Annotated in this window: 27 protein-coding genes; 24 read left to right on the forward strand and 3 right to left on the reverse strand. The window is 58.7% G+C overall.

The genetic code is table 11. The features are described from left to right. Positions 1 to 28 precede the first annotated feature (28 nt). Positions 29 to 583 (forward strand): YggT family protein, encoded by a 555-nt coding sequence (locus tag LPB072_RS10475; RefSeq protein WP_066087841.1) that lies wholly within the window; start codon positions 29 to 31, stop codon positions 581 to 583. Between the two features lie 15 nt (positions 584 to 598). Here LPB072_RS10475 and LPB072_RS10480 read toward each other — a convergent pair whose 3' ends face one another. Both LPB072_RS10480 and lysM read right to left on the reverse strand, forming a co-directional pair. Continuing rightward, complete coding sequence (locus tag LPB072_RS10480) at positions 599 to 2140, reverse strand: NAD(P)H-hydrate dehydratase (RefSeq protein WP_331245840.1); 1542 nt, start codon at positions 2138 to 2140, stop codon at positions 599 to 601. Further along, on the reverse strand, positions 2140 to 2631 hold the full coding sequence (lysM, locus tag LPB072_RS10485) for a peptidoglycan-binding protein LysM (protein WP_066087838.1): 492 nt from the start codon (positions 2629 to 2631) through the stop codon (positions 2140 to 2142). Before lysM ends, LPB072_RS10480 begins: the two co-directional genes overlap by 1 nt. 399 nt (positions 2632 to 3030) lie before the next feature. Between lysM and rpsB the strand changes: the two genes are divergently transcribed. From rpsB to LPB072_RS10600, 23 genes are all read left to right on the forward strand, one after another. After that, positions 3031 to 3789, forward strand: coding sequence for a 30S ribosomal protein S2 (gene rpsB, locus LPB072_RS10490; protein ID WP_066087834.1), 759 nt, complete (start codon positions 3031 to 3033; stop codon positions 3787 to 3789). A gap of 106 nt (positions 3790 to 3895) precedes the next feature. Continuing rightward, positions 3896 to 4813, forward strand: a complete 918-nt coding sequence (tsf, locus tag LPB072_RS10495) for a translation elongation factor Ts (RefSeq protein ID WP_066087832.1) — start codon at positions 3896 to 3898, stop codon at positions 4811 to 4813. A 181-nt stretch (positions 4814 to 4994) separates the two neighbouring features. Then, positions 4995 to 5705 carry a UMP kinase gene (gene pyrH, locus LPB072_RS10500; RefSeq protein ID WP_066087829.1) on the forward strand — a complete coding sequence of 237 codons (711 nt, stop codon included), beginning with the start codon at positions 4995 to 4997 and terminating at the stop codon, positions 5703 to 5705. A 47-nt stretch (positions 5706 to 5752) separates the two neighbouring features. After that, positions 5753 to 6313, forward strand: a complete 561-nt coding sequence (frr, locus tag LPB072_RS10505) for a ribosome recycling factor (protein WP_066087826.1) — start codon at positions 5753 to 5755, stop codon at positions 6311 to 6313. Positions 6314 to 6335: 22 nt separating this feature from the next. Continuing rightward, a complete protein-coding gene (gene uppS / locus LPB072_RS10510) occupies positions 6336 to 7112 on the forward strand; it encodes a polyprenyl diphosphate synthase (RefSeq protein WP_066087823.1) in 777 nt (258 codons plus the stop codon). Then, the gene (locus LPB072_RS10515) at positions 7105 to 7938 is read left to right on the forward strand and encodes a phosphatidate cytidylyltransferase (RefSeq protein WP_066087820.1); all 834 of its coding nucleotides are present in this window, start codon (positions 7105 to 7107) and stop codon (positions 7936 to 7938) included. The genes uppS and LPB072_RS10515 overlap by 8 nt, the downstream gene beginning before the upstream one ends. A 17-nt stretch (positions 7939 to 7955) precedes the next feature. Next, positions 7956 to 9131, forward strand: a complete 1176-nt coding sequence (gene ispC / locus LPB072_RS10520) for a 1-deoxy-D-xylulose-5-phosphate reductoisomerase (protein WP_066087817.1) — start codon at positions 7956 to 7958, stop codon at positions 9129 to 9131. Between the two features lie 79 nt (positions 9132 to 9210). Then, on the forward strand, positions 9211 to 10578 hold the full coding sequence (gene rseP, locus LPB072_RS10525; RefSeq protein WP_066088322.1) for an RIP metalloprotease RseP: 1368 nt from the start codon (positions 9211 to 9213) through the stop codon (positions 10576 to 10578). A 14-nt stretch (positions 10579 to 10592) separates the two neighbouring features. Then, the gene (gene bamA, locus LPB072_RS10530) at positions 10593 to 12893 is read left to right on the forward strand and encodes an outer membrane protein assembly factor BamA (RefSeq protein ID WP_066087814.1); all 2301 of its coding nucleotides are present in this window, start codon (positions 10593 to 10595) and stop codon (positions 12891 to 12893) included. A 56-nt stretch (positions 12894 to 12949) separates the two neighbouring features. After that, on the forward strand, positions 12950 to 13411 hold the full coding sequence (locus LPB072_RS10535) for an OmpH family outer membrane protein (RefSeq protein ID WP_231943540.1): 462 nt from the start codon (positions 12950 to 12952) through the stop codon (positions 13409 to 13411). A 13-nt stretch (positions 13412 to 13424) separates the two neighbouring features. Beyond that, positions 13425 to 14477 (forward strand): UDP-3-O-(3-hydroxymyristoyl)glucosamine N-acyltransferase, encoded by a 1053-nt coding sequence (gene lpxD / locus LPB072_RS10540; RefSeq protein WP_066087807.1) that lies wholly within the window; start codon positions 13425 to 13427, stop codon positions 14475 to 14477. After that, positions 14474 to 14914 (forward strand): 3-hydroxyacyl-ACP dehydratase FabZ, encoded by a 441-nt coding sequence (fabZ, locus tag LPB072_RS10545; RefSeq protein ID WP_066087804.1) that lies wholly within the window; start codon positions 14474 to 14476, stop codon positions 14912 to 14914. Before lpxD ends, fabZ begins: the two co-directional genes overlap by 4 nt. 13 nt (positions 14915 to 14927) lie before the next feature. Beyond that, on the forward strand, positions 14928 to 15716 hold the full coding sequence (gene lpxA / locus LPB072_RS10550) for an acyl-ACP--UDP-N-acetylglucosamine O-acyltransferase (protein ID WP_066087803.1): 789 nt from the start codon (positions 14928 to 14930) through the stop codon (positions 15714 to 15716). Positions 15717 to 15756: 40 nt separating this feature from the next. Then, positions 15757 to 16875: a lipid-A-disaccharide synthase gene (gene lpxB / locus LPB072_RS10555; RefSeq protein WP_066088319.1), complete on the forward strand. Its 1119-nt coding sequence runs from the start codon at positions 15757 to 15759 to the stop codon at positions 16873 to 16875. Continuing rightward, positions 16847 to 17485, forward strand: a complete 639-nt coding sequence (rnhB, locus tag LPB072_RS10560) for a ribonuclease HII (protein WP_066087802.1) — start codon at positions 16847 to 16849, stop codon at positions 17483 to 17485. The genes lpxB and rnhB overlap by 29 nt, the downstream gene beginning before the upstream one ends. After that, positions 17482 to 18261 carry a TrmH family RNA methyltransferase gene (locus tag LPB072_RS10565; protein WP_066088316.1) on the forward strand — a complete coding sequence of 260 codons (780 nt, stop codon included), beginning with the start codon at positions 17482 to 17484 and terminating at the stop codon, positions 18259 to 18261. Before rnhB ends, LPB072_RS10565 begins: the two co-directional genes overlap by 4 nt. Positions 18262 to 18490: 229 nt before the next feature. After that, a complete protein-coding gene (gene carA, locus LPB072_RS10570; RefSeq protein WP_066088313.1) occupies positions 18491 to 19648 on the forward strand; it encodes a glutamine-hydrolyzing carbamoyl-phosphate synthase small subunit in 1158 nt (385 codons plus the stop codon). Further along, positions 19645 to 20310, forward strand: coding sequence for a leucine efflux protein LeuE (gene leuE, locus LPB072_RS10575; protein ID WP_066087801.1), 666 nt, complete (start codon positions 19645 to 19647; stop codon positions 20308 to 20310). Before carA ends, leuE begins: the two co-directional genes overlap by 4 nt. A 41-nt stretch (positions 20311 to 20351) precedes the next feature. Beyond that, the gene (locus LPB072_RS10580; protein WP_066087797.1) at positions 20352 to 20714 is read left to right on the forward strand and encodes a hypothetical protein; all 363 of its coding nucleotides are present in this window, start codon (positions 20352 to 20354) and stop codon (positions 20712 to 20714) included. Between the two features lie 56 nt (positions 20715 to 20770). Continuing rightward, positions 20771 to 24058, forward strand: a complete 3288-nt coding sequence (gene carB / locus LPB072_RS10585; RefSeq protein ID WP_066087794.1) for a carbamoyl-phosphate synthase large subunit — start codon at positions 20771 to 20773, stop codon at positions 24056 to 24058. A 162-nt stretch (positions 24059 to 24220) separates the two neighbouring features. Next, positions 24221 to 24697, forward strand: coding sequence for a transcription elongation factor GreA (gene greA / locus LPB072_RS10590; protein ID WP_066087791.1), 477 nt, complete (start codon positions 24221 to 24223; stop codon positions 24695 to 24697). 39 nt (positions 24698 to 24736) lie between these two features. Next, on the forward strand, positions 24737 to 25201 hold the full coding sequence (locus LPB072_RS10595) for a DUF4149 domain-containing protein (protein ID WP_066087788.1): 465 nt from the start codon (positions 24737 to 24739) through the stop codon (positions 25199 to 25201). Between the two features lie 42 nt (positions 25202 to 25243). Then, the gene (locus LPB072_RS10600) at positions 25244 to 25630 is read left to right on the forward strand and encodes an SPFH domain-containing protein (RefSeq protein ID WP_066087785.1); all 387 of its coding nucleotides are present in this window, start codon (positions 25244 to 25246) and stop codon (positions 25628 to 25630) included. 151 nt (positions 25631 to 25781) lie between these two features. Here LPB072_RS10600 and folD read toward each other — a convergent pair whose 3' ends face one another. Beyond that, positions 25782 to 26627: a bifunctional methylenetetrahydrofolate dehydrogenase/methenyltetrahydrofolate cyclohydrolase FolD gene (gene folD, locus LPB072_RS10605; protein WP_066087783.1), complete on the reverse strand. Its 846-nt coding sequence runs from the start codon at positions 26625 to 26627 to the stop codon at positions 25782 to 25784. Positions 26628 to 26639: the final 12 nt, after the last annotated feature.

Consider the following 26639-nt stretch of genomic DNA (forward strand, 5'->3'; position numbering starts at 1 on the left):
CCGCCGCTAAGCAAGGTTGTAGAACGCTGTGAATATCCTATTTTTCCTACTCGACACCGTTTTTTTTGTATTGGTGGGTTGTGCATTCTTGCGTGCGTGGATGAACCACTTGCGCATTCATATGCAGGCCCAGCCGGGCCGGTTCGCCCTGGCGGTAACCGATTGGCTGGTCAAGCCTTCGCGGCGCATGCTTCCCAAAGCGTTGGTTCAGAGTCGATTCGACTGGGGGAGCTTTTTTGCAGCCGTGCTGCTGGCGCTGGCTTATGGCGGTATTCGGTTGGCCTTGAGTGTTGGATTCAATGCCCAAGCGGCTTCGCCGGTGGCCATGCTCCTGGGCATTGCCTGGGTGGCGGGTGGCTTTTTGCTGCGTGTGCTGCTTCAAGGATTGATGGTTCTGCTGTTGATGTACGCGGTACTGTCCTGGGTTCAGCCAGGCGCGCCGGTGATGGGCACGCTGGATCGTCTGGTGTCCCCACTGCTCAAACCCATCCGGCGGGTGGTGCCTACGATCGGGGGCGTTGACTTGTCCGTGCTGGTGCTCTTGCTTTTGCTGCAAGTGGGCTTGCTGGCGCTGGGGTTCTAGTCGCAGCTTTGAATGCTAGCGCGTTAGCAGATCTGCGGTCAGCGGTTGGGCTCCGCGCTGGCGTACCCATTGATCCGCCAGCCAGCCGTGGTGAAATACCGTTTGTGCGGTCGTGATCAATGGCAGCTTGCAGGGCGAGGCCAGTGCCAAGGCGGCGCCGAGCATCCCGGCCAAGACATCGCCGGTGCCTGCCGTCGCCAATGCCCCATTGCCGCTGCCGTTGATGTACCTGGGCTGTCCGGGAGCCGTGATAACGGTTCCGGACCCTTTGAGCACGCAGATCGCGCCAAACCGCTCACTCAATTGGGTGCCCGCTGCCAAGCGGTCTTGCATGACTTGAGTTGTCGTGGTACCCAGTAAACGCGCGGCCTCCAGCGGGTGGGGTGTGATTATTGTTGTCCAGGCCCTGGTCTGTCGTTGGGTCAACAGGCTTTGAAGCTGGGTGTCTGCGGCGATCGCATTGAGGGCATCTGCATCGAGGACCAGGGTTCGGGCCCGTGAGAGGATCGATGGGAGCTGCAACACAATGCTTTCACCCCCGCCGCAGCCGCATACCACCACGCTGCGTTCAAGCAAATCGCCTTGGCATGCTGCATTGACGCTGCGAAACATGAGTTCAGGCTGCCCGGGGTCGAAGTCGGTAGGCGACGAGGGTGCGCCAATCAAACTCAGGTAGACCCGCCCTGCGCCTGTGCGTAGGGCGGCCCGGGCGGCCAACGCGGCCGCGCCAACCATGCCTGAGCCAGAGTCTTTCATGCCTTGACCGCCCATGACCAGGACCTCTCCATGGCTTCCTTTGTGGGAGGCGTGGGGCCTGTCGGTTGTGATCGTTTCAATGCCAAATGCGCTGAGCAAGTCGCCGGATGGCTGCGCTGCAGGCTGGTGGTTGACACCCAGGCCGTCAAACCAGATGTCGCCTGCGGCGTCACGTCCCTGTGCCGTGAACAAGCCGGGCTTCAGCGTGAGCAACGACAGTGTGTGCCGAACGTTGGGCGTGGTCCCCGGGAGCGGGCCGAGCAGAACCCCGGTGTCTGGCAGCAGTGCGCTGGGAACGTCAACGGACAACACCGGCGCAAGGGCATTGCGCAGGAGTTCAAGATGTTTGGCGATTGTGCCCTCGGGCTCACGTGCCGTTCCAATGCCCAGCAGCGCGTCTATGGCAAAGTCGAAATTGGTCGGCGGGTCGTCAGAGGGTTGCAGTCCACATGTCAGCGCTTCTCTCAAGGCATGAGAGGCATCAGCCGGCAGGGCGTTGGGATCGCCCGCGAACGTTATGCAAATTTGGGTTTGCAGTCCGTGTTGCCGAGCGTGTTTATAGAGAAGGGTGGCGGCAACAAGTCCGTCGCCGCCGTTGTTGCCTGGACCGCAGGCAACCCATATTCTTCGGGCATGCGGTGCCAATGCTTGAGACAATTGGGCAATTGCCTGTCCGGCTCGGGCCATAAGTGCATGGGCAGGAAGCTGTGCAGTTGCTGCTCGCTCCAAAGCACGGGTTGCCTGTACGCTGTGCAACTGCTCAAGCTGATCAAAGCTGATCCGCCGCATGGTTTGGACCATCAGGGCGCTGGAATGCGCAACACCTGACCTGGATAAATTTTGTCGGGGTGGGTCAACATAGGCTTATTTGCCTCGAAGATCTGTGGGTATTTGTTGGGTGTTCCGTAGAACGCCTTGCTGATCTTCGACAGGTTATCGCCCCGAACCACGGTGTGCCACCTGGATTCTGGTTCGGGGTTGGTCACGGTCATGTTGTCGACAACGCTGGTGACGCTGGCGACGTTGCCGCAGCACAGCACGACTTTTTCGCGCGTTGCCTGGTCAAGTGCGGCACCGGCGACGGTCACCGTTTCAGTCGCAGCATCAAATGTGACGTTCAGGCCTTCCACATTGAGACTCATGCTTTCGATGTAATTTTCAATCGCCTGCGCGGCTTTCTGGTTGAGCTGTTCTGTGCTTGGGGTCGCTGGTGAGGCAGGCGTGGCAGCTTCGGCCTTGCCGATGCCGAACAGTTTTTCGCCGGCTTCCTTGATAAAACTGAACATTCCCATGGTCTTGCTCCTTTTTGCAGGTTGAGTGAAACGGAGTTGGAATCGTGTGCCCGAGCGCTGTCAACGTCAAGCGGCGTGAAAGGGCAACGGTCCTCCGCTGGCAAAAGTAGTGGTTTAGTGTGCACCCATGCCGCAGTCTGATGGCATTTCACCACGGATGCCATTTGAAAGCGTGACCGGGCAATGGGGTGATGCTGGCCGGGCCGCGTTCATACTGCGCCGGGGTGAAAGAGGCAGGAGTGGCCGGTTGGATGACTGCTATAATTGAATGGCTTTGCTGAGCGCGAGTGACGCAAAGTAATCTCAAACCAGCCCAACCGGGTGTTGTCAAAGTGGGCCGATGTGGCCGTGTTTGATGATCGGGGCTGGATTTAAGTCCTAACCTTTGGAAATTTAATCATGTCTATCTCCATGCGCGAAATGCTGGAAGCCGGTGTCCACTTTGGTCACCAAACACGCTTCTGGAACCCCAAGATGGCGCCGTTCATCTTTGGCCACCGCAACAAAATCCACATTATCAACCTCGAAAAGACGTTGCCGATGTTTGAGGATGCCGCCAAGTTTGTGCGTCAACTCACCGCCAATCGCGGTACCGTGTTGATGGTGGGTACCAAGCGCCAGTCGCGCGAAGTTGTTGCTCAAGAAGCCCGCCGCGCCGGCGTCCCTTTTGTCGATCAGCGTTGGCTGGGCGGAATGTTGACCAACTTCAAGACAGTCAAGACCTCCATCAAGCGTCTGAAAGACATGCAGGCTCAGCAGGAGGCTGGTCTGGAGTCCATGAGCAAGAAAGAGCAACTGATGTTTGCTCGCGAAATGGAGAAGCTCGAGAAGGATATTGGCGGCATTCAGGATATGACTGCTTTGCCTGACGCCATTTTCCTGATTGACGTGGGTTTCCACAACATCACCGTGCTGGAAGCCCAGAAGCTGGGCATCCCTCTGGTGGGTGTTGTTGATACGAACCACAACCCAGTGGGTATCGACTACGTGATTCCTGGCAACGATGACTCTGCTCGTGCGGTGGCTTTGTATGCCCGCGGTATCGCTGATGCGGTCATCGAGGGTCGCAACGACGCCATGAGCGGTGTCGTCAAGGCCGTCGCTGCTGAAGGCGGCGACGAATTCGTCGAAGTTAAAGAAGACTCTGCAGCCGCCTGATTTCCGGCCGCTGCGCGAAAGAGGGGCTCCTGTAGCCCCTTTTTTGCAAGCAAAACCAATTCATTGACCCTCCGTCGCGTTGTGCGGCGGTTCAAGGAGAACCCAAATGGCAATTACTGCAAGCATGGTCGCCGAACTGCGCGCCAAGACAGACGCTCCCATGATGGAGTGCAAAAAAGCACTGACTGAAGCCGAAGGCGACATGGCGAAAGCCGAAGAGTTGCTGCGCGTCAAGCTGGGTACCAAGGCGGGCAAGGCCGCCAGCCGCGTGACCGCAGAAGGCGTGATCACCAGCTTCATCGATGGCACCACTGGTGGCATGGTTGAAGTGAATTGCGAAACCGACTTCGTGACGAAGAATGACAGCTTCCTGGCATTTGCCAGCGCAGCTTCGGAGTTGGTCGCCAAGCACAACCCGGCCGACCTTGAAGCCCTGGGCGCTTTGCCCTATAGCCAGGACTCGTTCGGTCCAACGCTGGAAGACGTGCGCAAGGGTCTGATTGGCAAGATCGGTGAAAACATGAGCTTCCGCCGATTCAAGCATTACAGCGGTGGCTCGAAGGTGGTTAGCTACGTTCATGGCACCCGCATTGGCGTGATGGTGGAGTTTGATGGTTCCGAAGTGGCCGCAAAAGATACCGCCATGCACATCGCTGCCATGAAACCGGTCGCCTTGACCAGTGCCGACGTGCCCGCCGAGTTTATCGAGCGCGAGCGCTCGGTGGCCACGGCCAAGGCCGATGAGGCCAACAAGGAACTGGTTGCGGCAGGCAAGCCAGAGCAGAGTGCTGAGATCGTTGCCAAGCGCATCGAAGGTGCTGTTCAGAAGTACCTCAAGGAAGTTTCGCTGTTCAACCAGCCTTTCGTGAAGAACGACAAGCAGACCGTGGAGCAAATGCTCAAGGCCGAAGGCACCACGCTCAAGAGCTTCGCCATGTATGTGGTCGGTGAAGGCATTGAGAAAAAGGTTGATGACTTCGCTGCAGAGGTCGCAGCTCAGGTTGCCGCAGCCAAAGGTGCTTGAATTTAGGCTGGAGTGAATCCCAGACCTGTTCCATGCTGAGACACACGGGCCGAAAGGCCCGTTGTCTTGTGTGAAGCCCCATTTTTGACGGCTGCTCAGTGCGTTGTCCTCGAAGTCTGGGCTGCGCCTCGCTACACTTGTAGGTTGAGTCGCCCGTATTTCGAATCGAGAAAGTTGCTATATGCCTGCTTATAAACGCATTTTGCTTAAGCTCTCAGGTGAAGCCCTGATGGGCGACGATGCATTCGGTATCAACCGCGCCACCATTGCACGCATGGTGGAAGAGATCGCTGAAGTCACCCGTTTGGGTGTCGAGGTAGCGGTGGTGATCGGTGGAGGCAATATTTTCCGCGGCGTGGCAGGCGGAGCCGTGGGAATGGATCGTGCGACGGCCGACTACATGGGTATGTTGGCCACAGTGATGAATTCCCTGGCGCTGGCTGACACCATGGAAAAAGCTGGCTTGGTGGCTCGCGTGATGTCTGCCATCGCCATTGAACAGGTTGTCGAGCCCTATGTGCGACCCAAGGCGCTGCAATACCTGGAAGAGGGCAAAGTGGTGGTGTTTGCGGCGGGTACTGGAAATCCGTTTTTCACCACAGACACGGCTGCGGCTTTGCGCGGTGCTGAAATTGGGGCCGAAATCGTACTGAAGGCTACGAAAGTAGACGGTGTGTACTCCGCCGACCCCAACAAGGATCCTACCGCTACCCGCTACCCGTCGATCTCGTTTGACGAGGCGATGGCGAAGAACTTGCAGGTCATGGATGCGACGGCGTTTGCACTCTGCCGCGACCAGAAATTGCCTGTGAAGGTGTTCTCGATCTTCAAACCTGGTGCACTGCGCAATGTGGTGTTGGGTGGTGATGAGGGTACTTTGGTTCACGTTTGAAGCCACAAATAGGACCAGACAGATTTGAGTTGACTTGAGGAGTTGAGATGAGCATTGCTGAAATCCACAAAAACGCTGAGCACAAGATGCACCAGTCGCTGGAGTCGTTCAAGAGCAATTTGGGCAAGGTTCGCACCGGGCGGCCTAACCCTGCGTTGCTGGACACGGTGCACGTGGACTACTACGGGTCCATGGTGCCGTTGTCACAGGTGGCCAACCTCACCTTGCTGGATGCCCGCACCATTGGTGTGGCACCTTGGGAAAAGGGCATGGGTGCCAAGATTGAAAAAGCCATTCGCGAGTCCGACCTGGGTCTGAATCCATCCAGTCAGGGGGATTTGATTCGCGTGCCTATGCCCCCAATGACCGAAGAGCGGCGACGCGAGTTGACCAAGGTGGTCAAAAACGAGGGCGAAAACGCAAAGATCGCGATACGGAATTTGCGTCGCGATGCCAATGAAGGTGTGAAGCGCCTCGTAAAAGACAAAGAGGCTTCGGAAGATGACGAGCGCCGTGCCCAGGACGACGTGCAAAAGCTGACCGACCGCATGATTCTGGAGGTCGATCACCTGGTCGCCTCCAAAGAGCAGGACATTCTGGCTGTCTGATCAGAGCCCTTCTATCCAGCCCATGAGTCCAACCGAGTCCAGCAAAACGACACCCATTGCGACCGCGCCGCACCACGTGGCTATCGTGATGGATGGCAATGGCCGCTGGGCCAAGCAACGCAAGATGCCGCGTGTGGCGGGGCACAAACAGGGTGTCGATGCGCTGCGCCGTACCGTGCGTGCTTGCATTGAGCGGGAAGTATCGGTGCTGACGGTCTTTGCATTCTCTTCGGAGAACTGGAGCCGCCCTGTCGAGGAGGTATCTGGACTGATGGATTTGCTCGCAGTGGCGCTGACCCGAGAGGTGCCCAGGTTGCACAAGAATGGGGTGAAACTGCATTTTCCCGGTGAGCGCTCGGGTTTGTCGCCGCGCGTTGTACAAGGTTTGCAGCGGGCTCAAGAGACCACCGCAGGCAATTCCCGTCTCACACTCAATGTGTGTTTTAACTATGGCGGACGCTGGGATATTGCCCAGGCAGCACGCAAGCTGGTAGCACAGGGGCGAGAGATCACGGAGTCGAGCCTGGATGAGGCAATGTCGCTGTCCCATGTGCCGGACCCTGATCTGTTGATTCGCACCGGAGGCGAAATGCGCATCAGCAACTTCCTGCTCTGGCAGGCAGCCTATACCGAGCTGTTCTTCACGCCTTGCCTGTGGCCCAATTTTGACGCTGACGAGCTGGACCGTGCAATTGCCGATTTTGCTGGACGAGAGCGTCGATTTGGTCAAACGCCTGAGCAACTGGCACGTGCCGACTCCCCATCCCAAAAGGGTAAGGGCGGTTCGTCAGATGCTTAAGCAACGCATCATCACAGCGCTGGTGATGCTGGCCGTGTTGTTGCCAGCGATCTTTTACCAATCGACTGAACCTTTTATTTTCGTCTCGGCAGTGTTGTTGGGGGCCGCTGGCTGGGAGTGGGCGCGCCTCAATGGCAGTGGTCCGAAAGTCGCTCAGGGTTTGGGTTTGGGTCTTGGCGCCAGTTTGATGGGCTTCGCCCTGGTCGGTGGTTTGTCCGTTGACTGGTCGTTGCTCTGGGTGGGCGCAGGCCTGGTCTGGATAGGGGTGGGCTGGGTGATGCTTCACCGCGGCGTTGCCGGCTGGCGTCGCTGGCCACAACCTTTGCGGCTTTGGCTGGGACTGCTGCTGCTCTCCTGTGCCTGGTTGGCTCTGGTCAAGGCGCGGCAGCTCGGCATTGGATTTTTGCTTTCTGCGCTTACCCTTGTCTGGATGGCGGACGTAGCGGCCTACGCGGGCGGGAAAACCTTTGGGAGGCGCAAACTTGCCCCCAGTTTGAGTCCAGGCAAGAGTTGGGAAGGCGCGCTGAGTGGCGCATTGGGCGTGTTGGCTCTGGGTGTTTTCTGGGTATGGATGGATCGCCAGGGATGGACAGACAGCCCAAGCTTGTTCTCTTTGTTGTGGGCTCAGGGTCCAGTTTTGGCGCTCCTGGCTGTGGTGGGGTTGAGCGCAATGAGCGTGGTCGGCGATTTGCTGGAATCGCTTGTGAAACGAAGCGCCGGGATGAAAGACTCCAGCCAACTGTTGCCTGGGCACGGTGGTGTGCTGGATCGGGTCGACGCCTTGTTGCCGGTATTGCCCTTGGCCATGCTGTTGACGCAGCTCTGAATTGAATAGGGAACCCTTTGCAGACCATCACCATTCTCGGCTCTACCGGCTCCATTGGCACCAACACACTGGATGTGATCGCGCGCCATCCTGACCGCTTTGACGTGTTTGCATTGACCGCAGCCACCCAGGTGGAGCTGATGCTGGCCCAATGCCGGGCGTTCTCGCCGAGCTATGCGGTGATGGCAAGCGAGCCACACGCCCGCCAACTGGCCGAAAGGGTCAAAGCCGAAGGACTGGCTGTACAGGTATTGAGTGGTGAGCAAGCCTTGAGTGAGGTGAGCTCAGCACCGGATGTGCATGTGGTGATGGCTGCCATCGTGGGCGCAGCGGGGCTGGCACCATCGCTGGCTGCTGCGCGCGCTGGCAAAAGGCTGCTGCTGGCCAACAAGGAGGCGCTGGTGGTGGGGGGGGCGCTGTTCATGTCGGCGGTGCATGAGGGCGGTGCTACTTTGCTGCCCATTGACAGTGAGCATTCTGCAATTTTTCAGTGCCTGCCGCCTGACGCCTCCACATGGCGTCATGGCATCCAGCACATCATGCTCACGTCATCCGGTGGTCCGTTTCGGGATGCGCCGCTGAACGAGATGGCGAGCATCACACCAGACCAAGCTTGCGCTCACCCGAACTTTGTCATGGGTCGCAAGATTTCGGTTGACTCCGCCACCATGATGAACAAGGCGCTGGAGGTGATTGAGGCACGCTGGTTGTTCGACCTCGCCCCTGAGCAGATTCAGGTTTTGATTCACCCGCAGCAAATCATTCACTCGATGGTGCAGTTTCACGATGCGTCTGTGCTCGCCCAGCTGGGTACACCTGACATGCGTGTACCGATTGCTTACGGTCTGTCCTGGCCAGAGCGTTTCGAGAGTGGCGCCGACCCGCTGGATTTCCGCCAGCTCGCGGCTCTCACGTTCCGCGAACCCGACCTGCAACGCTACCCTGGTCTGGGCCTGGCCTGGGAGACCTTGCGGGCGCCAGAGGGCACTTCAGCGGTGCTCAATGCGGCCAACGAGGTCGCGGTGGCAGCGTTCCTGGCGGGCCGATTGCGGTTCGACCAGATCCATGCGGTCAATCATGCAACTTTGTCATCAGTTCAACCCTCCAACCCCAAGAGTTTGCATGATTTGCTGGCGCTGGATGCCCAGGCGCGATCTTTCGCTGAGTCCGTGGTGGTTCGCTGCGCTGTCTGACGGTATCCGCTGGCGTCTGGCACGCTGGCCCGGTTGATATCTGGCCGAGAGTGTCGGAGCCTTGTTTCAGGAATTTGCCATGTTGTTGACTGTTTTCGCTTTCGTTCTGGCCTTGGGTCTGCTGATCACCGTGCATGAGTATGGACATTACCGTGTGGCGGTGGCGTGTGGCGTGAAGGTGCTTCGTTTTTCAGTTGGCTTTGGCAAGCCATTGCTGCGCTGGCATCCGAAGGGCAGTTCTACGGAATTTGTGTTGTGCGCTTTGCCTCTGGGGGGCTATGTACGTATGCTCGACGAGCGTGAGGCACCGGTTGAAGCCTCTGAACGCCACCTGGCCTTCAACACCCAGCCGCTGAAATCGCGGGCAGCCATCGTGGTCGCGGGGCCTGTGGCCAACCTGTTGCTGGCAATCGTGCTGTATTCGGTTGTGAATTGGGTAGGGGTGGAGGAGCCCAAAGCGACCTTGGCGGGACCGACCGTTGGCTCATTGGCGGAAGCGGCCGGAATCAAAGGAGGGGAGTGGGTTGTTCGCGCCAGCACCGGTGACTCGGAAGCCAGCGATATGGGCTCGTTTGAGGATCTGCGCTGGCGGGTGACTCAGGCAGCTTTGTCTGGTGATGATATGACCTTGTGGCTGGCCTCCAGTGAAGGTGGCGTTGGCCGGGCCGTGGCTTTGCCCCTGAGCAGCCTCAACATCCGGGAAGCCAACCTTGAGCTCTACCAGCGCATTGGCATCATGGCACCATGGACGGCGCCAGTCCTTGGAGATGTGATTGAAGGCGGTGCAGCCCAGGCTGCTGGCCTCCTGGCAGGTGACGTGGTCGAGAGTGTGGACGGCCAGCCGGTAGCGGACGGCCAGGCATTGCGCAGCAAGATTCGTGCGGGGGTGAGTGACGCGGGAGAGGCTTTGACCCAGCAATGGGCGCTTCGTCGAGACGGTCAGCGTTTGAGCATCGCCGTCACCCCCAAGCCTGAGCATCAAGACGGAGCCTGGATGGGGCGGATCGGCGCCTATGTGGGGGCGCCTCCAGCAATGGTGACCGTGCGCCACGGCTTGATCGATGGTCTCGTCAATGGCACTGTTCGAACCTGGGAAGTTTCCTGGCTGACGCTCAAGATGATGGGGCGCATGGTGATTGGGCAGGCTTCATTGAAAAATCTCAGCGGGCCGCTCACGATCGCTGACTATGCGGGAAAGTCCGCCAGTTTGGGGTTCACTCCATACCTGATCTTTCTCGCCCTGATCAGTGTGAGTCTGGGTGTGCTCAACCTTCTTCCTTTGCCGGTGCTTGATGGGGGACACCTGATGTATTATCTTTGGGAGGGTGTGACGGGGCGCAGCGTGTCTGCGGTCTGGATGGAGCGCCTGCAGCGCGGAGGTGTCGGCATACTGTTGGCCATGATGTCCGTTGCCTTGTTCAATGATGTGGCCCGTTTGACCGGCTGAACATTTCTTTCTTCATGAAAACAATCCAAAACCGGTTGCGTGGCGTATCGCTCACAGCGGCTGCCTCTTTGCTCCTGACCGCTCTTCCTGCCTGGGCGGTAGATCCGTTTACCTTGAAGGACATTCGGGTCGAGGGCTTGCAGCGTATTGAGCCAGGAACCGTCTTTGCCTCGCTGCCGTTTCGCATCGGTGAGCAATACAACGATGAAAAAGGCTCTACAGCGATCCGCTCGCTGTTCAGCCTCGGGTTGTTTACCGATGTCCGCCTTCAAGTGGACGATGGTGTGCTGGTGGTGATCGTTGAAGAGCGCCCATCGGTTGCCGACGTGAGCTTCTCCGGAATCAAGGAATTCGATAGCGAGATACTCAAGAAGTCGCTTCGAGACGTGGGTCTGGCAGAAGGGCGCCCCTACGACAAAGCATTGGTTGATCGCGCTGAGCAAGAGCTCAAGCGCCAATACATCAACAAGAGCATGTATGCGGCGCAGGTTGTTACAACGGTAACGCCTGATGAGCGTAACCGTGTCAATCTGAATTTCAGTGTGGTCGAGGGCGACGTCGCAAAGATCAAAGACATTCGCATTGTGGGCAATCAGGCCTTTAGCGAAAGCACTTTGAGAGACCTGTTCGACCTGGATACCGGTGGCCTGATGAGCTGGTACACCAAGTCTGACCGCTATTCGCGGGCCAAGCTTAACGCCGACCTTGAGAGCTTGCGTTCTCACTACCTGACCCGCGGTTACCTTGAGTTCCGTGTGGAATCCACCCAGGTGGCGATATCTCCGGACAAGCAAGACATGTCGGTGACGATCAACATCACAGAGGGCAACCGGTTCGTGGTGGCTTCGGTGGCGCTTGAAGGCGAGTATTTGGGGAAAGAAAACGAATTCAAGTCGATGGTGGCCATGCGCGCGGGCGAAGCCTACAACGCTGAAGACGTGACGAGGACGGTGAAGGCGTTCACCGATTATTTCGGCGCCTTTGGTTATGCCTTTGCGCAAGTGGAGGCGGTGCCCAATATCGATCGAACCACCAACCGCGTGGCATTCACCTTCCGTGCCCAGCCTTCTCGCCGTGCCTATGTGCGTCGAATCAACGTGGTCGGCAACAGCCGCACGCGTGATGAAGTCATTCGCCGTGAGTTTCGTCAACTGGAGTCTGCTTGGTATGACAGTGACCGGATTCGGCTGTCGCGTGACCGGGTTGACCGATTGGGTTATTTCACTGAGGTTGGTATTGCCACGGAGCCGGTGCCAGGAACCAACGACCAGGTTGACCTGACAGTCACTGTGGCGGAAAAACCCACGGGTAATCTGTCCATCGGTGCGGGTTACTCACAAGCCGACAAGCTGTCTTTCATCGGCAGCATCAAACAGGAAAACGTCTTTGGCAGTGGTAACTACCTCGGCCTTGACCTGAACACCAGCAAGTTCAACCGCCAGTTTGTGCTCAGCACGACCAACCCCTATTTCACGCCTGACGGCATTTCGCGCACTTTGGATGCGTATTACAAGACGACCCGTCCTTACGATGCGCAAGGTGGCGACTATGAAATCGCGACCACCGGTGCGGGCATCAAGTTCGGTGTACCTTTTACCGAGCGCGATACGGTATTTTTCGGCATCGGCGCAGAGCGTGTCAAGGTGACTTCTGGCGACCAGCTGCCCGAGGCGTATCTGGATCAAGGCGGTACCTATATTCCAACGACACTGGGTTGGGCCCGTGACGAGCGCGATAGCGCACTGGTTCCAACCTCGGGCCGTTTGCAGCGGTTCAATACAGAATTTGGTGCTGGCGGAACGCGCCCCTATGTGAAGCTGAACTACCAGTTCCAGCAATATGTGCCCCTCAGCCGCAAATACACCTTGGCTTTCAATACCGAGTTTGGTGTGGGCAAAGGCCTGAATGGCAAAGCATTTCCCGTGCTGCGCAACTTCTATGGCGGTGGCCTGGGATCGGTGCGTGGTTTTGAGCAAGGGACCTTGGGCCCGACATCTGCGGTTTTGGGATCTACCACTGGCGAAACAGTTAACGTGGGTGGCGCACGAAACCTCGTGGCCAACCTTGAGTTCATTGCTCCGTTTCCCGGTGCAGGCAATGACCGCACTTTGCGCTGGTTCGGGTTTGTTGACGTTGGCAATGTCTACGGTGAGTCGGAAAGCGTCGACCTGTCTCTCTTGCGGTCATCTGCCGGTGTTGGCTTGAGCTGGATTTCTCCTATCGGCCCGCTGCGTTTTGCGTATGCGACACCCATTCGCAAGTTTGATGGCGATAGAATCCAGCGTTTCCAGTTTCAGATCGGAACCTCCTTTTGATGATGATTTTTTCGCGCTCGTTTGTTCGCCACTGCATTGTGGCCACGGCCTTGGGCATGGCGACTGTGGGTGCATTTGCACAAGAGTTTCGAATCGGGTTTGTCAACACCGATCGGATTTTGCGTGAAGCTTCTCAGGCCAAGGCAGCGCAAACCAAGCTGGAGCAGGAGTTCTCCCGCCGCGAAAAAGACCTTCAGTCCCAGGCAAGGGATCTCAAGGCCGCTTCAGAAAAGTTCGAACGTGAGTCGCCGACGATGGCAGATGGCGTGCGCTTGTCTCGCCAGCGTCAGCTGGTGGATCAGGATCGTGACCTTCAGCGCAAGCAGCGGGAGTTCCAGGAAGACCTGACCCTGCGCAAGAACGAGGAACTTCAACTTGTATTGGAGCGGGCCAATCGGGTGATCAAGCAAGTGGCCGAGACCGAAAAGTACGACCTCATCCTGCAAGAAGCGGTGTACATCAACCCCAAGCACGACATCACCGACAAGGTGCTGACCGGGCTGAGCAGCGCCAAGTAAGGCGCAGGGCACCGTGCCAAAGACACTGGGCTCTGTTGTTGAGGCCTTGGGTGGGGAGTTGTTTGGAGACGCTTTGTTTCCAATCATGCGCTTGGCCCCGATTGCGTCAGCGCGCGGGAATGATTTGGCCTTTGTGGCGCAAGCGCGCTACGCACATCAGATTGAAAGCACGCAGGCTGGGGCGTTGATTGTTCCGCCTGCTCTCAAGGCGGCTTCAGCCGCCCGGGGGGCCTGCATCGTTACGGATGACCCTTACCTTTATTTCGCTCGACTGACCCAGTGGTGGCGCGCGACGACTTCACCAGCTTTTGAGCCTCGAATACACCCGCAGGCCTTCGTTGATCCCAAGGCGGTGGTTGAACCAGGCGTCGAGGTGGGGCCGTTCAGTGTGATCGAAGCAGGGGCACATGTGTCCACAGGTGCGCGCATAGGTGCGCATTGCACGATTGGTGCTGGCGCGAGGATCGGAAGGGATACACGACTGTCGCCAAACGTCACAGTGGGTGCTGATTGCCAGGTTGGAGAGCGCTGCATCTTTCACTCGGGCGTGGTGATCGGAGCCGACGGGTTTGGATTTGCGCCCCACAAAGGACAATGGATAAAAATTGAGCAACTGGGCGCTGTGCGCATTGGCCACGACGTAGAAATCGGTGCCAATACCTGCGTTGACCGTGGCGCGCTCGATGACACAGTGATTGAAGACGGTGTGAAACTCGACAACCTGATCCAGATTGGTCACAACGTTCATATTGGCGCCCATTCTGCGATGGCCGGCTGTGTGGGCGTGGCGGGCAGCGCAATCATTGGCGCCCACTGTACTGTGGGTGGTGGCGCCATCGTCCTGGGACATCTGACACTGGCCGACCGGGTGAACATTTCAGCGGGTAGCGTGGTGACGCGTTCCATCAACAAACCTGGCCACTACACCGGCATGTTTCCAATCGACGACAATGCGTCGTGGGAAAAGAACGCTGCTTCTCTCAAACAACTCAACCGCCTGCGTGAGCGACTCAAAGCCGCGGAACAGGCCATCGCACAAGCGATGCACAACAAGCCAATGCCATGATGGATATCCACCAAATTCTCAAGCTCCTGCCCCATCGCTATCCGATTTTGCTGGTGGACAGGGTGTTGGAAATCGAGCCGGGCAAACGCATCAAGGCGATCAAAAACGTATCGATCAACGAGCCCTTTTTTCTGGGGCACTTCCCCAACCGACCCGTGATGCCTGGTGTCTTGATGCTGGAAGCGATGGCGCAGGCGGCTGCCATTCTGAGTTTTGATGCGATGGGCAAAACGCTCGATGACAAAAGCGTGTACTACTTCGCGGGTATCGACGCTGCGCGTTTCAAGCGACCTGTGGAACCTGGTGACCAACTGCTGATGGATGTCACCTTGGAGCGCTCCAAGGCGGGCATTTTTAAGTTCAAAGGCAAGTGTTTCGTCGGAGAGGCACTGGCTTGCGAGGCCGAGCTGATGTGCACCATGCGCACGATTGCCTGAACGAGGGGGCATTGTGAGTTTGATTCACGCCACCGCCGTGGTGGATCCTGCCGCCGAATTGGACAGCACAGTCTCCATCGGTGCCTTTACGGTGGTTGGAGCGCACGTCAAAGTTGGCGCGGGCACCACTATCGGGCCGCACTGCGTGATCGAAGGCCACACCACCATCGGGCGCGACAACCGTATTTTCCAGTTCAACTCCATTGGCGCGATCTCCCAGGACAAAAAGTATGCGGGCGAGCCCTGTGGTCTGGAAATTGGTGACCGAAACACCATCCGTGAGTTTTGCACCTTCAATATTGGTACTGCTCAGGATGCAGGCGTAACCCGCGTCGGCAATGACAACTGGATCATGGCCTATGTGCACATTGCCCACGATTGCCAGCTTGGCAATCAGATCACGATGGCCAACAACGCCACGCTGGGCGGCCATGTGAAAGTGGGCGACTGGGTCACCATTGGAGGGCTGACCGGTATCTTGCAGCGCATGAACATCGGTGCCCACAGCATGATCGGTTTTGCAAGTCATGTGGGCCAGGATGTTCCTCCCTACATGGTGGTTGACGGGCATCCACTGTCGGTGCGCGGAGTGAACCTGGTCGGTTTGCGCCGACGCGACTTTTCGTCGGTGCGCATTGCTGCCATTCGCGAGATGCACAAGCTGCTCTATCGCCAGGGAAAGACCTTGGCTGATGCGCGTGTCGACATCGTGAGGCTTGCCGAGACAACGCCCGAGGCGGCGGCCGATGTGGCGTTGATGGATGGCTTTTTGAGCCAGGCCAGCAACGGCATTGCGCGCTGAAACCGCCTTGAGCAAGTCTGTAATCGCACGGCCTTTCGCCATGGTCGCTGGCGAGACGTCCGGCGACATGCTTGCCGGTTTGCTGCTGGAGGGTTTGAGGGCCCGCTGGCCTGATTTGCAGACCCAGGGTATTGGCGGACCCGCCATGTTGGCCCAGGGTTTTCAAAGCTGGTGGCCACAAGAAAAGCTCGCTGTTCGCGGCTACATCGAAGTCCTGCCGAGATTGTGGGAGATTCTTTCGATTCGGCGACAACTGCGCAAGCGCTTGATTGAGCAGCCGCCAGCCTTGTTTGTAGGCGTCGACGCACCTGATTTCAATCTGGGACTTGAGGCTGGACTGCGAGCACAGGGCATCAAGACAGTTCACTTCGTGTGTCCGTCTGTCTGGGCTTGGCGACCCGAAAAGATTGAGAAACTCAAGGTTGCGGCCGATCACGTGTTGTGCATTTTCCCCTTTGAGCCTGAGTTGCTGGCTCAACACGGAATCGCCGCCAGCTATGTGGGTCATCCATTGGCCAGTGTGATCCCAGTCGAACCCGACCGTGCTGCAGCGCGCTTGAAACTGGGTCTGAATAACGAAGACACAGTGGTGGCCCTTCTACCCGGCAGTCGATCCTCTGAAATTGCCTACATCGGACAAAGGTTCTTCGATGCGGCAGCCCAGTTGCTGCGCCGGCGGCCTGGGATGCGTTTCGTGGTGCCAGCTGTGCCAGCTCAGCGCGAGCGGCTGCAGGCCATGGCGCAGGCCAGTGGTCTGGGGGACTCCATTCAGGTGCTGGCAGGCCAGTCCCACCTCGCCATGGCCGCCTGCGATGTGACGTTGATCGCCAGCGGCACGGCCACGCTGGAAGCGGCGCTGTTCAAACGGCCAATGGTCATTGCTTACAACATGCATCCAATGTCCTGGCGCATGATGAAACGCAAGCAGCTGCAGCCTTGGGTGGGATTGCCCAACATCCTGAGTGGCGAGTTTGTCGTACCGGAGCTGTTGCAAGATGCCGCCACGCCGACCGCTTTGGCGCAATCGGTGCTCGATTGGCTGGATTCTCCTGAGAGAATCGAGGTCTTGCAGCAGCGCTTTCAAGCGTTGCATCTCACGTTGAAGCGCGACACAGCCCAGTTGGCCACCGATGCGATCGAAAAAATTCTTGAAAGCTGAGCAGGCCAAATTCGTCTGGGACGCACCCGGATTGGTCGCTGGCGTGGACGAGGCCGGGCGTGGCCCGCTTGCGGGACCGGTGGTGGCGGCTGCTGTAATCCTTGATGATCGGTCCCCTATCAAGGGGTTGGCTGACTCCAAGGTTTTGACAGCCCTGCGCCGTGAACGCCTGTACGACGAAATTCGCGCCAAAGCGCTGTGCTGCTCTGTTGCATTGGCTTCAGTGGAGGAAATTGATCGGCTCAACATCCTGCAAGCCACGATGCTGGCCATGCAGCGTGCGGTCAATGGCCTGCGCCTAAAGCCAACCAAAGTGCTGGTGGATGGCAATCGCCTGCCTCCGCTCAATGTCTTGGCAGAAGCCATCGTTTCAGGTGATTCGTTGGTACCAGCCATTTCTGCCGCGTCCATTCTGGCCAAGGTGACAAGGGACCGCATGCTGCAAGCCATGCACGCCGAGTACCCTGGCTACGGTTTTGATCGCCATAAGGGTTATGGCACCGCACAGCACCTTAAAGCGCTGGAAACGCTCGGACCGCTGGCGGTTCACCGGCGTTCATTCGCGCCAGTGGCCCGTGCATGGGCCGCGCGCACGGAGACGACCGCATGAACGAACCAGCACCGATCCGCTCGCGAGACAACCCCTTGCTCAAGCGCTTGCGTGTACTTGCGCAAGACAACACCGCTTACCGCAAGCAAGGCCAGGTGTGGCTGGAAGGCGATCACCTTTGCCGCGCATTGATGGCGCGCCAGCACCTGCCGTCAATTGCTGTGTTTGCGGAGTCGGCATGGGCGTCAGCGGATCCGGCTTTGAAGCATGCTGCGCCGAAAACACACACGGTACCCGATGCTTTGATGGCGGGTATCAGCGGCCTCGAATCGCCCGCCGGAATGGGGTTTGTTTGGGATCTGCCATCTGACCTTGGCGTGAAGACTGGTGTGCCTACCGTCGTGCTGGACCGCTTGCAAGACGCTGGCAATGTAGGTTCCATCTTGCGCAGTGCGGCAGCGATGGGGTTTGCTCAGGTGTTGGCGATCAAGGGTACAGCCGCCTTGTGGTCACCCAAGGTGTTGCGCGCTGGCATGGGTGCGCATTTCGCGTTAAGGCTGGTCGAGGGCTTGGCGGCAGAAGATTTGACGACATTGAACCTGCCACTGCTGGTGACCAGTTCACATGAGGGCGAGTGGTTGCATGAAACGTGTCTGCCTTGCCCTTGCGCGTGGGTGATGGGGCACGAAGGGCAGGGTGTAGGTGACGCGGTTGCGGCTCTGGCAACGCGTTCTGTTCGCATCATCCAGCCAGGCGGCGAAGAGTCGCTCAATGTGGCCGCCGCGGCGGCGATTTGCCTGCATGCGAGTGCCTGCGCTGCGCAGGGGATTGCCTAGACTTCTGCGCCGTGCTTAGAGGGGAAACCCGGGCTTTTTGGGCCTGTTGACGGTATAATTCCAAGGTTTACCCGCAATCAGGGCAAACCCTTGCCCTCGCTCCGGGCTGCATCCTCCAATTTGGTGTGTTTGGGGTGTCTTTTAAAGGCACTCTGGGTCGCACCGAGTCTGTTAGGTTGTGCGTTCGGGCGATCAGCGGTCGCGCCTCACACCCTATCTGGAGAATCCCGTGCTTCCCGTCCACCCGAAAGCCCTACTTGCGCTCGCCGACGGCACGGTCTATACAGGCATCGCCATCGGTGCAACTGGTCAAACTGTGGGCGAAGTGGTGTTCAACACTTCGCTCACCGGTTATCAGGAAATCCTCACCGATCCCAGCTACTGCCAACAGATCGTCACGCTCACCTATCCCCACATCGGCAACACCGGTGTGAACAAGGAAGACGTGGAGGCCAAGCGCATCCACGCCGCGGGCCTGATCATCAAAGACCTGCCTTTGCTCGCGTCCAATTTCCGCAGCGAAGAGTCGCTCTCGCAATACCTGGTTCGCGAAAATACCGTCGCTATTGCCGACCTCGACACGCGTGCCCTGACCCGCCGTTTGCGCACCCATGGCGCGCAGAATGGGTGCATCTTGGCGCTGCCCGCCGGCGTTGCCATCACCGATGAGCACCGTGCTCAAGCCCTGGCCGCCGCAAAAGCTGCGCCCAACATGGCCGGCCAGGATCTGGCCAAGGTGGTGTCGAGCACCGATCCTTACGCGTGGACCCAAACCGAATGGCAACTGGGCTTTGGTTACGGTGAGCAGATTTCGCCCAAGTTCCATGTGGTTGCCTACGACTTCGGCGTGAAATACAACATCCTGCGCATGCTGGCCCAGCGTGGCTGCAAGGTCACCGTTGTGCCTGCGCAGACGTCGGCCGCCGATGTGGCCAAGCTCAAGCCCAGCGGTGTGTTCCTTTCCAACGGCCCTGGAGATCCAGAGCCATGTGACTACGCCATTGCTGCTGCCCGCGAATTGATTGAGAGCGGTGTGCCCACCTTTGGCATCTGCCTGGGCCACCAGATCATGGCCTTGGCCAGTGGTGCCAAAACCTTCAAGATGAAGTTTGGTCACCACGGAGCCAACCATCCGGTGAAAGACCTCGACAGTGGCCAGGTCTGCATCACCAGCCAGAACCACGGCTTTGCTGTTGATGAAAAGAGCTTGCCTGGGAACCTGCGCGCCACCCATGTGAGTCTGTTCGACGGAACGCTGCAAGGTTTGGCTCGAACCGACAAACCCGCTTTCTGCTTCCAGGGGCACCCCGAAGCTTCGCCCGGGCCGCACGACATTGGTTACCTGTTTGACCGTTTCGTCGGATTGATGGAAGAAGCCACGGCATGAGCTTTTACGGCGTCACCGACATCTGGACCTACGCGATAGGCGCATTGGGCATTGTTCTGCTGCCCGGCCCCAACTCGATGTTTGTGTTGTCGGTTGCCACGGCGCGAGGGGTGAAGACCGGTTACCGGGCTGCGATGGGCGTGTTCCTGGGTGATTCCATATTGCTGCTCATGACGGCATTGGGTGCTGCCAGCTTGCTTCGGACCTACCCGGCGTTGTTTGTCGTCGTGAAGTACGTGGGCGCTGCCTATCTGGCCTGGTTGGGTTTCAACCTGATTCGCAGTGCCTGGAAACAGGGTTTTGCGAAACTGGCTGAGACCAAGAACGATGCAGACCAAGCGCAGAGCCAAGTGGGTACATCAGACCCGTTTCAACGGGCCATGGTGATCAGTTTGCTCAACCCCAAGGCCATTTTGTTCTTGTTGTCGTTTTTCGTGCAATTCATTGATCCGCTGTACCCGACTCCTTCGATTCCCTTCCTCATATTGAGCGCCATCGTCATGGTGTTCAGTGCGCTGTACCTTTCGGCGCTGATCTATGGAGGCGCCCACTTGGCGCAGACTTTCCGCAGCCGGCGCAAGCTGTCAGCCGGTCTGTCCAGTGGAGTCGGCGCTTTGTTCGTGGGCTTTGGGGTGAAACTGGCCACGGCCAGCATGGGTTGAAGCACCCGCCCGCCGCTTGAATCAACGATAAGGATCTCTTCATGAAGCTTTTCAGTTTTCCCGCCTTCGCCATTGAAAAGGCCATCGCCAAGCGCATGCTGACCTTGATGTCGCCCCACAAGGAATGGTTTGCGCAGCGTTGGGCGCAAAAACCGTACAAAAAGAGCTTTGTGGAAAACAAGGCCATGCCGCTGGTGACCTTGCTCGCCAAAGGCAAAACTTGGGACGATGAAACCTTCAATGCCGAAATGCTTGCTTGGGACGTACTGTTCTATGACGCGGAGGTGGAGGTGTTGCGTCCTTTGATCGAAGGCGACGGCCTGCTGCAGTTGATGCAGAAAAACGTGCCTGCCGAACGCGTGCAGGCCTTGCTCGCCAAACTTGAATCCCAGCGGCACAGCTGAACAACCGTCAGCCACGCCTGAACCGCATCGTCAGTTAGACAGAACGCAGACCCGCCATGCCCAAAAGAACAGATATCCAGACAGTCCTCATCATCGGCGCAGGCCCCATCATCATTGGTCAGGCCTGCGAGTTCGATTACTCCGGCGTGCAGGCTTGCAAGGCCTTGCGCGAAGAGGGCTACCGCGTGGTGCTGATCAACAGCAATCCTGCCACCATCATGACCGACCCGGCCACGGCCGACGTCACCTACATTGAGCCCATCACCTGGCAGACGGTTGAAAAAATCATCGCCAAAGAGCGTCCGTTGTGTGAGGGTGGCTTCGCGATCCTGCCAACCATGGGTGGCCAGACCGCGCTGAACTGCGCGCTCGACCTGTGGCACCACGGGGTGCTCGAAAAACACAACGTAGAGCTGATCGGCGCCTCGCCCGAGGCCATCGACAAAGCCGAAGACCGGCTGAAGTTCAAAGACGCCATGACCAAGATCGGTCTGGGCTCGGCTCGCTCGGGCATCGCTCACAGCATGGACGAAGCCTGGACCGTGCAAAAGACGGTGGGCTTCCCGGTGGTGATCCGCCCCAGCTTCACGCTGGGCGGCACGGGCGGGGGCATTGCCTACAACCCGGAGGAGTTCGAGACCATCTGCAAGCGCGGCCTGGAAGCCTCTCCGACCAACGAACTGCTGATTGAAGAGTCGCTGCTGGGCTGGAAAGAGTACGAGATGGAAGTGGTGCGCGACAAGGCGGACAACTGCATCATCGTTTGTTCGATCGAAAACCTGGACCCCATGGGTGTGCACACTGGCGACTCCATCACGGTGGCGCCCGCCCAGACGCTGACCGACAAGGAATACCAGATCCTGCGCAACGCTTCTCTCGCTGTTCTGCGAGAGATCGGTGTGGACACCGGCGGCTCCAACGTGCAGTTCTCGATCAACCCGAAAGACGGTCGCATGGTCGTGATCGAGATGAACCCGCGCGTGTCACGCTCTTCGGCGCTGGCTTCCAAGGCCACTGGTTTCCCGATCGCCAAGGTTGCGGCCAAGCTGGCGGTGGGTTACACGCTGGACGAGCTGCGCAACGAAATCACCGGCGGGGCGACACCCGCATCGTTCGAGCCATCGATCGACTACGTGGTCACCAAGATTCCACGTTTTGCTTTTGAAAAATTCCCGACAGCCGACAGCCGCCTGACCACGCAGATGAAGAGTGTGGGCGAAGTCATGGCCATGGGCCGCACCTTCCAGGAATCGTTCCAGAAAGCACTTCGTGGCCTGGAAGTGGGCGTGGACGGCATGAACGAAAAGACCCAGGACCGCGAGATCCTGGAGCGCGAACTCGGCACGCCAGGGCCTGATCGCATCTGGTACGTGGGCGACGCCTTCGCCGCCGGCTGGTCCATCGAAGAAGTGCACCACTTCACCAAGATCGACTTGTGGTTCCTGGTGCAGATCGAGGAGATCGTGAAGATCGAGCTTCAACTGGAGCAGACCACTCTCGATGCACTCGACACCGACACCCTGCGTGGCCTGAAGAAAAAGGGCTTCTCGGACCGCCGCCTGGCCAAACAGCTCAAGACCACAGAACAGGTCATTCGCGCGCGCCGCATCAAAGACAACATTCGCCCGGTCTACAAGCGGGTCGATACCTGCGCGGCCGAGTTCGCCACCGACACCGCCTACCTGTACTCCAGTTACGAAGGCCATGGTGACGGTGAGTGCGAAGCCGAGCCGACCAACAACAAGAAAATCATGGTGCTGGGCGGAGGCCCGAACCGCATCGGACAAGGCATCGAGTTCGATTACTGCTGCGTGCACGCCGCGCTCGCCATGCGAGAAGACGGTTACGAGACCATCATGGTCAACTGCAACCCGGAAACCGTGTCCACCGACTACGACACCAGCGACCGCCTGTATTTCGAACCGTTGACGCTGGAAGACGTGCTGGAGATCGTGGACAAGGAAAAGCCGGTTGGCGTGATCGTGCAATACGGTGGACAGACGCCCCTGAAGTTGGCGCTGGGCCTGGAGGCCGCTGGCGTGCCCATCATCGGCACGAGCCCCGACATGATCGATGCCGCCGAAGACCGCGAGCGCTTCCAGAAGCTCCTGAACGAGCTTGGCCTGCGCCAGCCTCCGAACGCCACCGCTCGCACCGAGCCAGAAGCTCTGGAGAAAGCAGCTGCGTTGGGTTATCCACTGGTGGTGCGCCCCAGCTACGTGCTCGGTGGACGTGCCATGGAAATTGTTCACGAGCAGCGCGATCTGGAGCGCTATATGCGTGAGGCCGTCAAGGTGAGCCATGACTCTCCGGTGTTGCTGGACCGGTTCCTGAACGACGCGATTGAGTGTGATGTCGATGCCATTCGCGATGCCTCTGGCCGCGTGTTCATTGGCGGCGTGATGGAGCACATCGAGCAGGCGGGCGTGCACAGCGGTGACTCTGCTTGTTCGTTGCCGCCGTATTACCTGTCCAAAGAAACGGTAGACGAGCTCAAGCGCCAGACGGCGGCCATGGCCGAAGGCCTGAACGTGGTGGGCCTGATGAACGTGCAGTTCGCGATTCAGGAGGTTGACGCTGAAGGTGCAAAGAAGGATGTGATCTTCGTGTTGGAAGTGAACCCCCGCGCGTCGCGCACGGTGCCGTTTGTGTCCAAGGCCACAGGCATTCAACTCGCCAAGGTGGCGGCGCGTTGCATGGCGGGCCAAACCCTTGACAGCCAGGGCATAGGCGACGAGGTGACGCCGCCGTATTTCAGCGTGAAGGAGGCCGTGTTTCCGTTCGTGAAGTTTCCGGGTGTGGACACGATTCTGGGCCCCGAGATGAAGTCCACAGGGGAGGTCATGGGTGTGGGCAAGACTTTCGGCGAAGCCTTTGTTAAAAGCCAACTGGGTGCCGGTACACATCTCCCCAGGGCGAAGAAGGCCGATGGTTCGCCATCCGGCAAGGTTTTCCTGACGGTCAAAAACAGCGACAAACCACGGGCCGTGGAAATTGCCCGCCAACTGGTGGCCATGGGCTTTGAGCTGGTCGCGACGCGCGGTACGGCGGCCGCCATTGCTGCGGCAGGCGTGGCAGTGGATACGGTGAACAAGGTGACCGAAGGCCGTCCCCACATCGTGGACATGATCAAGAGCGACGGCATCGTGTTGGTGATCAACACGGTGGAGGAGCGCCGCAATGCCATTGCCGACTCAGGAGCCATCCGCACTTCGGCGCTGTTGGCCCGCGTGACCACCTACACCACCATTGCCGGCGCTGAAGCGGCTGTGGAGGGCATGGCCTATATGGACAGCCTGGGTGTGATTTCGGTGCAGGAAATGCATGCGCAACTGACCGCCTGAGCTTCAGGCTCGCGTTCCGGCGCAGCCCCCGTTGGGGAATGGCTTCGGGGTATGCATAATATGGCTTGAATCACCGCCGACCGGTCACGCTCGGCGGTTTCCTTTTTTTTCGGGGCCCTCATCGAGTGGCGCCATTCAAGACAAGTTAGCTGGAGAGACCGAATGTCCACCATCCCCATCACCAAACGCGGCGCCGAGAAACTCAAGGCCGAATTGCATCAGCTCAAGACGGTGGACCGTCCCTGGGTTATCAACGCCATTGCTGAAGCACGTGCGCAGGGCGATCTCAGTGAGAACGCCGAATACGAAGCCGCCAAAGACCGCCAGGGTTTCATTGAAGGCCGTATCGCGGAGGTCGACGGCAAGTTGTCGGCCGCGCAGATCATCGATCCGACCACGCTGGACGCTTCGGGCAAGGTGGTGTTTGGCGCCACGGTTGACCTTGAAGACGAAGACAGCGGCGCCAAGGTGACCTACCAGATCGTTGGTGAAGACGAGGCCGATATTAAGAAGGGCCTGGTCAACATCGGCAGTCCCATCGCCCGCGCGCTGATTGGCAAGGAAGAGGGCGATGTGGCCGAGGTTCAGGCGCCTAGCGGCAACCGGCGCTACGAGATCGTTGCGGTCCGCTATGAGTGAGACGGTCGCCAAGGCGGTTTTGATGCCAGCGGTGACCGCATGACATTGAAGCGCCTGACGGTCGTGATCGCCGCCTTGTGGTGGGGTGCCTTGTCTGGCATCAGCTTCATCGCAGTTCCGTTGCTGTTTGCCAAACTGGGGCCCGCGCTGGCGGGACCGGTCGCGGCCAAGCTGTTTTCAGCGCAGTGCTGGATGGGCCTGGGCCTGGGCCTGGCCGTGCTGCTGATTCTTCGGCGAGAGCGTGAATCGGTCATGGGCGCGCAGGGCGATGCGGCGCCTTCGGTCGAGGGATTGCTCAACATGCAGACCGCTTTGGCGACCATGGGTTTCGTGGTGCTCGCGATGTTGATGGCGCTGATTCAGGAATTCGGCGTGGCCCAAAAAATCATCACGGCCCGGGCAAGCGGCGGCAACTTGCGGCTGTGGCACTCGGTGGGCAGCATGCTGGTGCTGGGACAGTGGCTGTGTGCCGGCAGCGTGTTGTGGCGGGCATCAAAAAGATAAGTCGGCTCGGGGAGGGCATGCAATGAGCACCAAAAATCTGGGGTGAATGGGCAAGAGGGTCGTGGTTCTGATCCTGCTTTTCATTGCGCTGGCGATGTTGAAACCGGTGGGCATCGTTCAGTCGGGCTCCCCTGGGGTGTTGACGATGTTCGGCAAAAAATCGATCAAGCGATCGAGGACAAGGTTGAGGCGACCCAAAAGAAGCTGACAGCTGAGCCTGATCTGGAGCGCATCAAGGTCAAAGCGGAGTCGGCCTTGGCCAAAGCCCGGCGCAAAGCCGAAGCCCTTAAGGCCAAGCGCCTGGAGATCATGCCCGACCTGCTCCAGTTGACGCGCCTGGAAAACGAAGCAGACGCGATCAAGAAATGGAACGGGCAAATGCCGCAGGTCACAGGCGGCGGCGCCCCGCTCGTGCAGATCAAGCCCTGAACCCAGCCCGGTGGCCGGGTTGCCGTGTCAACCCGATGCAGGGGAAAGACCTGCCGCGGGAGGTGCATTTACCCAGGCCACCGCGGAACCGGCTCCGCAGGGCCACCAGTTCCGCCCCCTGAGGGGCGACGCCGAAGGCGGTGCAGGGGGGTCACAATCTTTCTGCGGATTCCAGCGTGTTGACCATCAACATGGTGATGGTCATGGGGCCCACGCCGCCGGGCACGGGTGTGATGTGGCCAGCGACCTCTTTCACGCCGGCAAAGTCGACGTCCCCGCACAGCTTGCCTTCGTCATTGCGGTTCATGCCCACGTCGAGCACCACGGCGCCCGGCTTGACCATGTCGGCGGTCAACACATTGCGTTTGCCCACGGCTGCCACGATGACGTCGGCTTGCAGCGTCATGGCTTTGAGATCTTTCGTTCCGCTATGGCACACAGTCACGGTTGCGTTCTTTTGCAGCAGCATCAGTGCCATGGGTTTGCCAACGGTATTGCTGCGCCCGATCACCACGGCATGTTTGCCTTTCAGGTCGTACCCGATCGACTCCAGCATTTTCATGCAGCCATACGGTGTGCAAGACTTGAATCCAGGCAGACCAGCCATCAATTCACCCGCGCTTTGTACTGAATAGCCGTCCACATCTTTGCTGCTGGCGATGGTCTCGATGACGCGATCAGGATCGATGTGTTTGGGTAAAGGCATCTGCACCAGAATGCCGTGGATGGTGGGGTCTTCATTCAGAGCGCGAATGCGGGCCAGCAGATCGCCTTCGCTCAGACTTGCTTCGTACTTCTCAAGCACCGAGTGCATACCCGTGTCTTCGCAGGCTTTGACTTTGTTGCGCACATAGACCTGAGACCCGGGATCTTCGCCCACAAGAATCACCGCCAGGCCAGGTGTGATGCCTTTGGCTTTGAGCGCAGAAACGCGGGTGGCCACATCGGCGCGGAGTTGGCGGGAGAGGGCGTTGCCGTCGATCAATTGTGCGGTCATGGGCGTTTGGTC

Source organism: Hydrogenophaga crassostreae (assembly GCF_001761385.1).
Lineage (GTDB): Bacteria > Pseudomonadota > Gammaproteobacteria > Burkholderiales > Burkholderiaceae_C > Hydrogenophaga > Hydrogenophaga crassostreae.